Genomic DNA, 13,379 nt, shown 5'->3' on the forward strand with positions numbered 1-13,379 from the left:
AATCTTTCCAAACTTGCCTTATGCGCTGGCTAGTTTAGCAAACTGTTCGCGCAGTTTTTCAATTGTCGCCGAAAAACTGAGCAAACGCTCGTTTTCTTGCGCAACGATGGCGGCCGGGGCGCGCGCGACGAAACTTTCATTGCCCAACTTGCTGTTGACCTTGGCAATTTCCGCTTCGATGCGGGCGATTTCCTTGCCCAGGCGCTCGCGTTCGGCGGCCACGTCGATTTCCACTTTCAGCATCAGCTTGGTGGTGCCGACGATGGCGACGGCCGCTGGCGAGTCCGGCAACGCATCGACGATCTGCACTTCGGCCAGCTTGCCCAGCGACTGGATGTACGGTGCGTACGACGCCAGCGCTTCTTTCTCGTTGGCATTGCCTGCCTCGACGATCAGCGGCACGCGTACGGATGGCGAGATTTGCATTTCGCCGCGCAGGTTGCGCGTCGCGTCCGTCAAGGCTTTCAGCTGCAGCATCCACGCTTCGGCCGATTCATCGATCTTGTCGGTGTTGGCGATAGGATACGGCTGCATCATGATCGAATCGCCCTCCGGCTTGAGCGTCTTGCCGGCCAGTGGCGCCACTGTCTGCCACAGGGCTTCCGTGACGAAGGGGATGATCGGATGGGCCAGGCGCAGCACCACTTCCAGCACGCGCAGCAGGGTGTGGCGGGTGGCGCGCTGCTGGCCTTCCGTACCTTGCTGTACTTGCACCTTGGCGACTTCCAGGTACCAGTCGCAATACTCGTCCCACACGAATTTGTAGATCGATGCGGCGATATTGTCGAAACGGAAGTCTTCGAAGCCCTTGGCCACGTCCAGTTCGGCCTTTTGCAGCAGGGAAATAATCCACTTGTCCGCTTGCGACAGATCAACGTCGTTCGCCGTGCAATCCTTGCCTTCCGTATTCATCATGACGAAACGGGTGGCGTTCCACATCTTGTTGCAGAAGTTGCGGTAGCCTTCGCAGCGGCCCAGGTCGAAATTGATGTTGCGGCCCAGCGATGCGTAGCTGGCCATGGTGAAGCGCACGGCGTCCGTGCCGTAGGCCGAAATGCCTTCCGGGAATTCCTTGCGCGTGGCCTTGGTGATCTTTTCCGCGTCGCGCGGGTTCATCAGACCCGTGGTGCGCTTGACGATCAAACCTTCCAGGTCGATGCCGTCGATCAAGTCGATCGGGTCCAGGGTGTTGCCCTTCGACTTGGACATCTTCTGCCCCGTCGAATCGCGCACGAGGCCGTGCACGTAGACGGTTTCAAACGGCACCTTGCCCGTGAAGTGCGCCGTCATCATGACCATGCGCGCAACCCAGAAGAAGATGATGTCGAAACCCGTCACCAGCACGGACGACGGCAGGAAGGCCTTCATGTCCGGGGTTTCTTCAGGCCAACCCATGGTCGAGAACGGCACCAGCGCCGACGAGAACCACGTGTCGAGCACGTCGTCGTCGCGTTTCAGCGGGCCCGTGCTGCCGGCGGCCAGCGCCTTGGCTTCCGCTTCGGCTTGCGTTTTCGCAACAAAGATATTGCCCTTGTCGTCGTACCACGCCGGGATTTGATGGCCCCACCACAGTTGGCGCGAGATGCACCAGTCCTGGATGTTGTTGAGCCACTGGTTGTAGGTGGTGCTCCAGTTTTCCGGCACGAACTTGATTTCGCCGTTGGCGACCTTGTCCAGCGCCGTTTCCGCGATCGACTTGCCTGGGAAGAAAGTGCCTTCCGGGGCCGGTTTGCTCATGGCGACAAACCACTGGTCCGTCAGCATCGGCTCGATGACGACGCCCGTGCGGTCGCCGCGCGGCACCATCAGTTTGTGGGGCTTGACTTGCTCGAGCAAGCCTTGCGCGTCCAGGTCGGCGACGATCTGCTTGCGCGCGGCGAAGCGGTCCATGCCGCGGTACGCTGCCGGCGCATCGTCCGTGATCTTCGCATCCAGGGTCAGGATGACGATTTGCGCCAGCTTGTGGCGTTGGCCCACGGCGTAATCGTTCATGTCGTGCGCAGGCGTAATCTTCACGCAGCCCGTGCCGAATTCCTTGTCGACGTATTCGTCGGCGATGATGGGGATTTCGCGGTCCGTCAGCGGCAGTTTCAGCATCTTGCCCACCAGCGCCGTGTAGCGCTCGTCCGTCGGATCGACGGCCACGGCCACGTCGCCCAGCATGGTTTCAGGACGGGTGGTGGCCACCGTCAGGAAGCCGCTGCCGTCGGCCAGCGGGTATTTGATGTACCACATGGAACCGTCTTCTTCCTCGGACACCACTTCCAGGTCCGACACAGCCGTGCCCAGCACGGGATCCCAGTTGACGAGGCGCTTGCCGCGGTAGATCAAGCCTTGTTCGAACAGGCGCACGAAGACGTCGGTGACGACTTTCGAGCGCGGTTCATCCATCGTGAAGTATTCGCGCTGCCAGTCGGCCGAGGCGCCCAGGCGGCGCATCTGGCCGGTGATGATGGAACCGGATTTTTCTTTCCATTCCCACACTTTTTCCACGAATTTCTCGCGGCCCAGGTCATGGCGCGAAATCTTTTGCGCGTCCAGCTGGCGTTGCACGACGATTTGCGTGGCGATGCCCGCGTGGTCGGTGCCGGGAATCCAGGCCGTGTTGTGGCCCAGCATGCGGTGGTAGCGGGTCAGGCCATCCATGATGGTCTGGTTGAACGCATGGCCCATGTGCAGGGTGCCGGTGACGTTCGGCGGCGGCAACTGGATGCTGAAGGAAGGTTTTCCGGCATCGAGGGTGGCGGTGAAGTAACCGCGCTGTTCCCACTCGGTGCGCCAGAATTGTTCAATGTCGGCGGGCTCGAAAGACTTGGCTAATTCCATGATTTGGCGTGTGATTGGCAAAAGGAACCATTATAAGGGGTGCATAAAGCATGCGCAGCAAATAGCGGCCCTGGATGCGCCGAAAAGCCGCGCACGATTGAGCAATATTGCTTCATTGTATTTTTTCTAAGCTATCATATTTGCAACATTACTTGAAAGCCCAGACTATCATGAAAAAAATGTGGCAATTGGCCGTGCTCGGCGTCGGATTGGCTGCCGGTGGCGCATGCGCCGGCGTTCCGGAGGGGATGGCGGCTTTCCAGGCCGGGCGCTGCAGCGAGGCCGTGAGGCAATTGAGCGGACCGGCGCAAGGTGGCGATGTCGAGGCGCAAAAAGTCCTCGCCGATATCTACCTGGGCGAGCAAGGATGCCGGGACGTGGCGCGCAGCGAGGCCGAAGCCGAGCGCTGGTATCTGCTGGCGGCCAAGGGGGGTGATCGCGCCGCGCAGAAGGCGCTGGTTTTCATGTATGCATACGCGCCGGGCCGCATGCGCAATCCCGCGCGCGCGCGGCCCTGGCTGGGCGTCATGGCCGCGCAGGGTGACGGCAAGCCGCTGCAGGAACTGGCGCAAATGCATGAACGGGGTGAAGGAGGGCCGGTCGACCGGGTGCTGTCGTACGCGCTCAACCTGCTGGCGCAGCAAGACAAGGAGTGGAGCGGCGCGGCCGCGATGGAGAAGTCCCTGCCGGCGCAGCGTGACAGGATGTCGCCGGACCAGGTCGATGAAGCCGTGCGCCTGGCTGCCGACTGGAAACGGGGCGCGCCCTTACCGGCGACGTCGCTGACGGGACAGCGTTCGCCGCAGGACTGGTACCGCCGCGCTGCCGAGGGCGGCGACATGGAAGCCGCCTACCAGTTGGGCTTGCTGTGCTGGAAAGGCACGGGCGGCCTGGATGAACCGCAGGCCGCCCGCTGGCTGCGCAAGGCCGCCGAAAGCGGCAGTGCCAAGGCCCAGTTGCAGCTGGCTGTTCTGTATGGAGAGGAGGCGGGCGTGCCGCAGGACTATGTGCTCGCTTCCATGCTGAGCCAGTTGGCGGCGGCGGGCGGCGCTGCGGAGGCCGGCGACGTCGTGGCCCGCTGGGCAAAGAAATTGAATGCGGCGCAACACGCCGAGGCGGATCAGCTGGCGCGGGCATGGAAGGTGGGCATGCCATTGCCGCAGGTCTCCGTGCACGGCATGGAACGCCTGATCAATTATGTGCACGAGGCACGCAACAAGCTGCCGCCGACGCCAGAGGTGACGGCGCTGTTCAAGGCTGCCAGAGAGGGCGATGAAGCGGCCTTCGGCAAGCTGCTTGCCGGTGTCGCCGAGCCGGGCAACTATGCGATCGACAGGCTTCCCTTGCTGAACTATTTGATCTTGCCCCCATCCGGCATGTTCAAAGCCGAAGCGGCATGGCTGAAGGCGCAAACGTGGCGGGACGACGATCAGGAGCGACTGGCGCAAGCGTCGGAGCCGGCCCGCCGCCAGGCGCTGCGTGAGCGGCACGCCGCGCTGTTGCCCACCAAGCTGCGCATGATGACGCTGCTGTTGCAACGCGGCGTGCCGCTCGGCGAAGGCGATACGCTGTACCACGCCGCGCCCCTGCATCTGGCTGCCCTGTATGGCAATGCCGCGATGGTGCGCCTGTTGCTGGCCCATGGCGCCGATGCGCGGCAATACGGCGGCGAAAACCAAACGATGGCGCCGCTGGAATACGCCTTGCAGCAGGAGGATGCGGGCATCTTGCCGGAATTGATCGATGCAAATGAACGGACGGCCAGCATGATCGCCTTGCTCGACGCAGGCGCGGGCCGGCCATATTTACTGGTAGATCAGTATCTGGCAGAGAAAAAAGCCAAGAAAGGCGGGGCTGCGCAGCCAGCCGAACGGCCGCTGGCCGATTCGTTGACATGGGGGCGCTTGCTGCGCCTGACGCGCGGCACTGAAGTGCTCGACAAAATGCTGGCCACCGGCACCACGCCGAATATTGATGAGCAGGACAAGTCGCTGTACGCCTTTGCCGCCGAAGCGGGCAACGCCGGCGTGCTCGATTGGCTCAAGCAGCGCGTGCCCCGGCATGACGCGAAGGGCAAGGACCGCTGGCTCGACGCCGCGATGCGCGCCATGTACAACCATCAACCGGCGTCCGAAGACGTGCTGCGCCAACTGGTGGTGCCCGGCATGCCATGGCAGCAAGTCGGCCCCGCCGCCGAAGAGTCTTACAAGGGACAGGGGGCGGCGCTCGATTCGCGGCGCCTGGAAAAGGAGACGCTGCTGTGGCATGCCGTGCGCAGCCAGCGGCCAGACTGGGTCACCCGCCTGGCCGCGATGGGCGCGCCCGTCGTCAGCGACGGCTATCTTCCGCCCTTGCTGGCGGCCGTCGAAAATGGCGACGCGGCGATGGTCAAGCTGCTGCTGGGCCTGGGTGCCGATCCGCAAGCCGGGGGGATTTCCGTGTTGAAGATGGCGCAGCAACGGGCGTCGACGTCGGAAAACAAAGCCGTGCTGGCCGCGTTGCGGGCGGCTGCCGCGGCGCGCTAGCATCCGGCAGCCGCACCGCTACGCAAGGCAAGGCAAGGCAAGGCAAGGCAAAGACAAGGCCGCCAGCCTGCCGCCGCAATAGCCGTTAGCCTGGCCGGCATGCGCCGCCTTGCGCGGCGACATCGCTGTGTTTTGGCGGCCTGGCGAGTCGTTTTACTGCAACAGAACGGGGATCAAGGCGCTGCCGATGCTATAATGCCGGCCTCGGCGCCTCCTGCCTCATCCTTGCGGACGGCGCCTGCAGACGCGGTTGTATCAACGTTTCATATCCAACACGCGCCCGCGTCTCAAGGCCAGCGCATCCGCGATGCCAGCCACCTTCAGCGCGTCCCCTTCGGGCCGGGCGCCTGAGCCACGCGCACCGCCAGCGGTGCACCATTCACGGCGGAATACCGCGCGCCATCGTCTTTATCGGCCGCGCCGCCACAGCTTAGCCAGGAATGTTGTTATCTGGCCCGTCGTCTTTCGATACGGCATGTAACTACGGCGCGCCTTGACGCCTGTGGCCGCGCCATGGCCGCGCGCTTTCCCGGTTTTGCCTTTAAAGGAAACCAGCATGAAAAAACTCTCGATCAGTGTCGGCCTCGTTTCGACCATCGCCACCCTGGGCGCCTTGCCTGCCGCCCACGCCCAGTCGTCCGCCGGCCCGTCGTCAGTCACCCCGTCGTCAGTCACCCCGTCGTCAGTCACCATCTATGGCTTGATGGATGCGGGCCTGGTGCAGGAAGGCGGCGTCAGCAAGCTCACCAGCGGCGTATCGGCCGGCTCGCGCCTGGGCTTGCGCGGCACGGAATCCCTGGGCAATGGCTTGCACGCCGTGTTCACGCTGGAAGCGGGCGTCCTGAGCGACACGGGCCGCTCCGACCAGGCGGGGCAATTGTTCGGCCGCCAGGCCTTTGTCGGCATCGACAGCTCGCTGGGCATGCTGACCGTGGGCCGCCAGTACAACCTGCAAAGCCAGGCGCTGACCGACGTGGCCGATCCGTTCGAGGGCGGCCTGGCCGGCGCGGCGACCAACCTGGCCGGCTATTCGGCCACGCGCATTGACAATACCGTGCGCTACACCTCGCCGGAATGGCGCGGCGTGACGGGCACCGTCATGTATGGTGCCGGCGAGCACACGGGGATTGCGGCAGATCAACGTTCGCTGGGCCTGGCATTGGGTTATGTCAACGGCCCCCTGACCTTGCGCCTGGCGCGCCAGAGCCGTGCCGGCGAGCCGGGCAAGGCCGACGTGAATAACACCATTCTGGCCGGTAATTACAACTTTGGCGTGGCCACGGCGTTTGCCGGCTATGGCCGCAACACGGGCGATGGCAGCAGCATGTTCTTTGCGGAAAATCCGTACGGCGCAGCGCAGGCGCCGGCCCAGTCCACCGACAGCCGCGACGCCATCGTTGGCGTCTCCGTGCCGCTGGGCGCGACGACCCTGCTGGCCTCGTATGTGCGCAAGGATGACCGCGATGCGGCCAACCGCGACGCGCAGCAGCTGGCCATCGGCGCCACGTATGCCTTGTCCAAACGCAGCAAGGTGTATGTTGCCTACGCGCATATCCGCAACCGCAACGACGCCGCCTACATGGTGGGCAATGCAACCGAAGTGGGCAGCGGCAACCGCGCCTTCAACATCGGCTTGCGCCACTCTTTTTAAGCGGGCAGCATGTTGCCTTCGAGCAGCAATGTCTCGAAAGCGGCGGCGGCCAGGGGGCGGCTGAACAAATAGCCCTGCATCTGGTCGCAGCCGTGCTGGCGCAGGAAGTCCAGCTGCTGCGCCGTTTCCACGCCTTCGGCAATCACTTTCAGGCGCAGGCTGTGCGCCAGCGAAATGATGGCGCGCACGATGGCCGCGTCATCGTCACTGTGCGTGATGTCGCTGACGAAGGTTTTGTCGATTTTCAATACGTCGATGGGGAAGTGGCGCAGGTAGGCCAGGCTGGAGTAGCCGGTGCCGAAGTCATCGATGGACAGTTGCACGCCCAGTCCCTTCAGCTTGGCCATGATGACCGTGGCTTGATCCACGTCATGCATGACCATGCTTTCCGTCAATTCCAGTTCCAGATGGGCCGCGGCGAGTCCCGTGTCCGCCAGCGCCTGCGCCACCGCGTGCAGCAGGTTCTTTTGCTTGAATTGCCTCGCCGACAGGTTGACGGCCAGGCGCAGCGGGCCATGGCCGGCCAGCTGCCAGGCGCGCGCCTGGGCGCATGCCGTGCGCAGCACCCAGTCGCCGATGGGCGTGATCAAGCCCATTTCCTCGGCCAGGCCGATGAAGCTGGCCGGCGGAATCCGCCCCAGCTGCGGGTGGGTCCAGCGCAGCAGCGCTTCCATGCCCACCACCGTGCCGCTGGCCAGATCCAGTTGGGGCTGGTATTCGAGGTGGAATTGCCCCCGCTCCAGGGCGTGGCGCAACTCGCTCTCCAGTCCCAGCCGTTCCAGGGTGCCCGTATTCATGCTCGCGGCATAGAATTGCCAGTGGCCCCGTCCCTGTTCCTTCGCGCGGTACATGGCGATGTCGGCGTGCTTGATCAGCGTGTCGGCATCGTCGCCATCGTCGGGATACACGGCCACGCCCATGCAGCAGCTGAGGAAAAATTCATATTCGCCCAGTTGCAGCGGTTGCGTCACGGCGTCCTGGATGCGCTGCAGGATGGCCACGCCCGGTTCGCCATTGCCATGCTGGGGCAACAGCAGCACGAATTCGTCGCCGCCCAGGCGCGCCACGGTGTCGACTTCGCGCGTCGCGTCGCGCAGGCGCTCGGCCACGCTTTTCAGCACCAGGTCGCCCGCATCGTGGCCCAGGGTATCGTTGACGAATTTAAAGCGGTCGAGGTCGATGAAAACCACCCACAGGGGCAGGCCGCTGCGCCGCGTCACGGCCATCGCCTGCTCCAGCCTTTCGCGCAGCAGGGCCCGGTTGGCCAGGCCCGTCAGGATATCGTGCCTGGCCTGAAATTCCAGTTCCTGTTCGAAACGCATGACGGTGCTGATGTCGTATTGCGCTACGACAAAGTGGCTGACGGGGCCATCGCCATCGTCGCGCACGGGAGCGACGAACAGCTCGCTCCAGTAGCAGCTGCCATCCTTGCGGAAATTGCGCACGATGGCCTTGCCTTCGCGCTGTTCGCGCAGGGCCGCCGTAATGGCGTGCATGTCTTGCCGCCCTTGCTCGGGACCTTGCAAGTCTTCCAGACGCTGGCCGATGACTTCGCCGGCCGCATAGCCGGTGATGCGTTCGAAGGCGGGATTCACGTATTCGATCAGGTAGCCGGGCGCGTCGGCGCTGCACAGGATGATGGCATTGGCCGACACTTCGATGATGCGTTCGCGCAGCCGCAGCGACTTTTCATTGTGCATGCGCGCGGCGATGTCTTCGGACAGGCGCAAATTGGCAAACTGCAGCGCCGCCGTGCGTTCGCCCGTGATGCGGGCAATCACGGAATTGCGCGACACCAGCTGATACACATACGCGGCCGCCAGCAGGCTCGACAGCAGACCGCCCAGCAGCACGTACAGCGAGCCGCGGTGGTTGGCGTCCAGGCCCATGCCTTTGGCCGGCAGCAGGGCGGCGCCCAGGGTATGCGCGCTGGCGTGGTACTGCAGCAGCAGCCGGGTGCTTTCCGACTCGATCTGGCGCGCCGAGGCGTAGCACAGGGCCGTCAGACACAGTCCGAACGCCAGGGTGAGCAGGGCCGAAGTGGAAACGGAAATGGAGATGCGCTTGAAGAATGATTGCATGGTGACGTCCCGTGGCAGCGCCGGTGCCGATCCATGATCAGGCAGGCCGGGCAGTGACTGACTGTAGGGCGGGCGGCGAAATACCGTCCGTTCGCTACCGAACGGACGGCCGTGCCGGCAAGAAATATAGTCGGGGCACCGTGCCAGCGCTGTGTTACGCTGCACCACATGGCGGCCCTCGTTCGGACGCCTTTCATCGATCCCCTAGCTGACGACTGGAAACCAGGAAACCTGCCCATGTCGAGTCCGCATGCCCAGCTGCACAACCCGAATCAAAACCATTTGCTTGCCGCCATGCTCGACGCCGATTTCGCGCGCCTGGCCCCGTACCTGGAGCAAGTGTCGATGCTGCTCGGCGACGTGATCTACGATTCGGGCGACAAGCTGCAGCATGTGTATTTCCCCACCACGGCCATCGTTTCCATTCATTACCTGCTGGAAAACGGCGGTTCGTCGGAAATTGCCGGTGTCGGCAATGAAGGCGTCGTGGGCGTGTCGCTATTTATGGGCGGCAACTCGACACCGAGCCGCGCCGTCGTGCAGACGGGCGGCGTCGGCTACCGGCTGAAGGCGCATTTGCTGATGGAAGAGTTCGACCGCGCGGGGCCCGTCATGCGCCTGCTGCTGCGCTATACGCAGGCGCTGATCACGCAAATGTCGCAGACGGCCGTGTGCAACCGCCACCATACGGTGGAGCAGCAGCTGTGCCGCTGGCTGCTGCTGACCATGGACCGCTTGCCGAACCGCGAGCTGACCATGACGCAGGAGTTGATTGCCAACATGCTGGGCGTGCGCCGCGAAGGCGTGACGGAAGCGGCCGGGCGCCTGCAGCAGCGCGGCTTCATCAGCTACCGGCGCGGCCATATTTCCGTGCTGGACCGCGCCGGCCTCGAAGGCCATGTGTGCGAATGCTATGGCGTGGTCAAAAAGGAATTTGCGCGCCTGTTGTCGGACGTGCGCCAGCGCCAGGCTTCCTGAAGACCGCACTGCCTCGTATTCTTATCGTTGTCATAGCCCGGGCTACCTCATGCAATCTGTCGAAAACATTCCCCCGCGCGCACCGTCGCGCTGGCCCATGGCGCTGGCGTTTTCCTTCAGCGCCGTCGCGCTGCTGGCCGTCGGCGTGCTGGCCTGGCGCGCGCCGTTCGAGACGGCCTGCGTCATCGACGCGCTGGTCTTCTTGCTGCTGATGCTGCTCGTGGCGCTGTACCGGCGCACGGTGGCGGCCAGTCTGCCGCGCCAGCTGCTCAAGGCGGGCGCCTTGCAGGATGCGATCTTCAACAGCGCCAATTTCTCGTGCATCGCCACCGATGCGCAGGGCGTGATCCAGATTTTCAATGTGGGCGCCGAACGCATGCTCGGTTATGCGGCGAGCGACGTGGTCGACAAGCTGACGCCGGCTGGCATTTCCGATGCGCAAGAAATTGTCGCGCGCGCGGCCGCCCTCAGCGCCGAACTCGACACCGTCATCACGCCCGGCGTGGAAGCGCTCGTCTTCAAGGCCACGCGCGGCATCGAAGACATCTATGAACTGACCTACATCCGCAACGATGGCAGCCGCTTCCCCGCCATCGTTTCCGTGACGGCCTTGCGCGATGCGCAGAGCAAGGTCATCGGCTACTTGCTGATCGGCACCGACAATACGGCACGCAAGCAGGTCGAGGCGGAACAGGCGCTGCTGGATCAGCGTCTGCGCGAACAGCAGGCGTACACGCGCTCGCTCGTCGAAACCAACAATGCCGAGTTGAAGAAGGCGCGCCTGGTGGCGGAAAAGGCCAACCGCGCCAAGTCCGAATTCCTGTCGAGCATGAGCCACGAATTGCGCACGCCCCTGAATGCCGTACTGGGCTTTGCGCAGCTGATGGCGTCCGACGTGCCGCCGCCCACCGTGCCGCAGCAGCGCTCGATCGAACAAATCCTCAAGGGAGGCTGGTATCTCTTGCGCTTGATCAATGAAATCCTCGACCTGGCCATGATCGAATCGGGCAAGGTGACGTTGTCGCAGGAAGCGATGTCCCTGCTCGACGTGCTGCAGGATTGCCAGGCGATGATCGCGCCGCAGGCGGAAAAGCGCGGCATCAGCCTGCATTTCCCCCGCTGCGGCGAAGCCTACTTCGTGCATGCGGACCGCACGCGCGTGAAACAGGTGATGATCAACCTGTTGTCGAACGCCATCAAATACAACCAGGGCGGCGGTTCCGTCACCGTCGACTGCAGCCAGCGCGGCGCCAGGGTACGGGTCAGCGTGCGCGACAGCGGCGCCGGCCTCGATGCGGGGCAGGTGGCGCAGCTGTTCCAGCCCTTCAACCGCCTGGGACAGGAAAACAGCACGGAAGAGGGCACGGGCATCGGCCTCGTCGTCACCAAGCAGCTGATTGAATTGATGGGCGGCACCATCGGCGTCGACAGCACCGTCGGCGTGGGCACCACCTTCTGGTTCGAGCTGGCCGCCAGCAATGCGCCGGCACTGATGCTGGGCGACGGCGACGCGCTGCCGCAGGCGCAGGAAGCGCAGGAAAGCCAGCGCACCTTGCTGTACGTGGAAGACAATCCCGCCAACCTGGCGCTGGTGGAGCAATTGATCGCCCGCCGCAGCGACTTGAAGCTGCTGACGGCTATCGATGCGCACCTGGGCATCGACCTGGCGCGCACGTATCAGCCGGATGTGATCTTGATGGATATCAACCTGCCCGGCATCAGCGGCTATGGCGCTCTGCATATCCTGCACGACGATCCGCTCACGAAACATATTCCCGTGATGGCCCTGTCGGCCAACGCCGTGCCGCGCGACATCGAGAAGGGCCTGGAAGCGGGTTTCTTCCGCTACCTGACCAAGCCGATCAAGGTCGTCGAATTCATGGATGCGCTCGACGTGGCCCTGCACCATGCGGCCGCGCACGGCCTGGCCGACGACACTCATGCAGTACGCTAATTCAGCATTTATTTTTAGGAATACCGCCATGCTTCAAGCCACCGAGATCCTGAACGCCAGCATCCTCATCGTCGATGACCAGGAGGCCAACGTCATGCTGCTGGAACAGGTGCTGCGCAATGCCGGCTATACGCGCATCACCTCCACCATGGACCCGCAAGCCGTGCGCGCGCTGCACCAGCAGCACCGCTACGACCTGATCCTGCTCGACTTGCAGATGCCGGAAATGGATGGTTTTGAAGTCATGGAAGGCTTGCGCGACCTCGAGGCGGGCAGCTATCTGCCCGTGCTGGTGATCACGGCCCAGCCGGGCCACAAGCTGCGCGCGCTGCAGGCGGGCGCCAAGGATTTCGTCAGCAAGCCCTTCGACCTGGTGGAAGTCAAGACGCGCATCCACAACATGCTGGAAGTGCGATTGCTGTACCAGAAGCTGGCCGAATACAACAAGTCGCTGGAACAGATGGTGGAAGTGCGCACGGCGGAGTTGCGCGAAAGCGAAGCGCGCTTCCAGCGCTTCACGGAACTGTCGTCCGACTGGTACTGGGAACAGGATGCGCAGGGCAACTTGACGCGCTTTTCCGGCCCCGTGGCTGAAATGCTGGGCATCGGCAGCGAGGAAGAGCCGCAGCGTTGGAACGCGGCCGAACGCGCCTCGCTCGACGCCAAGATTGCCGCAAGGGAACCGTTTCTCGACTTTATCTACAGCCGCGCCAACCTCGACGGCAGCACGCAATACCTGCAGGTGAGCGGCGAACCGATGTTCGACACGGGCAGCCGCTTCATCGGCTACCGCGGCATCGGCCTCGATGTCACGGAGCGCCATCGCAGTGCCTGATTTATACTTGGCGCCATCGATACAGACCAGGAAAAATCATGACCGACAAATCTCCCTCCTACTGGTTCCCCGCCAAGACCTATGGCTGGGGCTGGGGCTTGCCCATCACCTGGCAAGGCTGGCTGGTGTTCCTGGCCGCGCTGGCGCTGTTCGCCTGCGGCGCCTTCCTGTTCCCTCCGCAAACCATGCTGGTCGGCTACATCGTCTATGAAGTGGCCATCGTAGCCGTGCTCATTTTCATCTGCCAGCTGAAGGGCGAACCGACCAGCTGGCGCTGGGGCAAGAAGAAATAAGCGCGCTGCAGTCTGTTGCAATGCAGCAGATGCGCAAAGACGACACCTGCAAGAAATCATCTGGCCACGCGGCGGAACCGCGTATAATTGGCTCGCTGCCGCAAGGCGGCAAACGCTAGGGGTCCTGCCTTTCGCTGTGGAAACACGGTGCAAGCGCGGGTGAGAAATACCCTCCGAACCTGATCTGGATAATGCCAGCGAAGGGAAGCTTTAGGATGACTGCACCCCGCTTTTCC

8 protein-coding genes and 1 riboswitch are annotated in these 13,379 nt (G+C 63.4%); of the genes, 6 read left to right on the plus strand and 2 right to left on the minus strand.

What is annotated here, in order from left to right; genetic code table 11:
- Positions 1-18 precede the first annotated feature (18 nt).
- Positions 19-2,826 carry a valine--tRNA ligase gene (locus OX459_RS23810; protein ID WP_289906791.1) on the minus strand — a complete coding sequence of 936 codons (2,808 nt, stop codon included), beginning with the start codon at positions 2,824-2,826 and terminating at the stop codon, positions 19-21.
- Between the two features lie 284 nt (positions 2,827-3,110).
- Between OX459_RS23810 and OX459_RS23815 the strand changes: the two genes are divergently transcribed.
- Both OX459_RS23815 and OX459_RS23820 read left to right on the plus strand, forming a co-directional pair.
- The gene (locus tag OX459_RS23815) at positions 3,111-5,351 is read left to right on the plus strand and encodes an ankyrin repeat domain-containing protein (RefSeq protein WP_289906792.1); all 2,241 of its coding nucleotides are present in this window, start codon (positions 3,111-3,113) and stop codon (positions 5,349-5,351) included.
- A 556-nt stretch (positions 5,352-5,907) separates the two neighbouring features.
- On the plus strand, positions 5,908-7,002 hold the full coding sequence (locus tag OX459_RS23820) for a porin (protein WP_289906793.1): 1,095 nt from the start codon (positions 5,908-5,910) through the stop codon (positions 7,000-7,002).
- Here the strand turns inward: OX459_RS23820 and OX459_RS23825 are convergent.
- Complete coding sequence (locus tag OX459_RS23825; protein ID WP_289906794.1) at positions 6,999-9,083, minus strand: EAL domain-containing protein; 2,085 nt, start codon at positions 9,081-9,083, stop codon at positions 6,999-7,001. The two genes, OX459_RS23820 and OX459_RS23825, sit on opposite strands and share 4 nt — an antisense overlap.
- Before the next feature lie 237 nt (positions 9,084-9,320).
- On the opposite strand from OX459_RS23825, the gene OX459_RS23830 reads away from it, so the two are divergent.
- From OX459_RS23830 to OX459_RS23845, 4 genes are read left to right on the plus strand one after another with little or no spacing between them, the layout of a single operon-like run.
- Positions 9,321-10,061: a Crp/Fnr family transcriptional regulator gene (locus OX459_RS23830; protein ID WP_289906795.1), complete on the plus strand. Its 741-nt coding sequence runs from the start codon at positions 9,321-9,323 to the stop codon at positions 10,059-10,061.
- Between the two features lie 49 nt (positions 10,062-10,110).
- On the plus strand, positions 10,111-12,015 hold the full coding sequence (locus tag OX459_RS23835) for an ATP-binding protein (protein ID WP_289906796.1): 1,905 nt from the start codon (positions 10,111-10,113) through the stop codon (positions 12,013-12,015).
- Positions 12,016-12,043: 28 nt separating this feature from the next.
- Positions 12,044-12,850 carry a response regulator gene (locus tag OX459_RS23840; RefSeq protein WP_289906797.1) on the plus strand — a complete coding sequence of 269 codons (807 nt, stop codon included), beginning with the start codon at positions 12,044-12,046 and terminating at the stop codon, positions 12,848-12,850.
- A gap of 38 nt (positions 12,851-12,888) precedes the next feature.
- Positions 12,889-13,143: a hypothetical protein gene (locus OX459_RS23845; RefSeq protein ID WP_077399591.1), complete on the plus strand. Its 255-nt coding sequence runs from the start codon at positions 12,889-12,891 to the stop codon at positions 13,141-13,143.
- A 107-nt stretch (positions 13,144-13,250) separates the two neighbouring features.
- Positions 13,251-13,366: riboswitch (TPP riboswitch) on the plus strand.
- Positions 13,367-13,379 lie beyond the last annotated feature (13 nt).

Origin of the sequence: Janthinobacterium sp. SUN026 (assembly GCF_030397625.1) — a bacterium.
GTDB classification, from domain to species: Bacteria; Pseudomonadota; Gammaproteobacteria; order Burkholderiales; family Burkholderiaceae_D; genus Janthinobacterium; species Janthinobacterium kumbetense.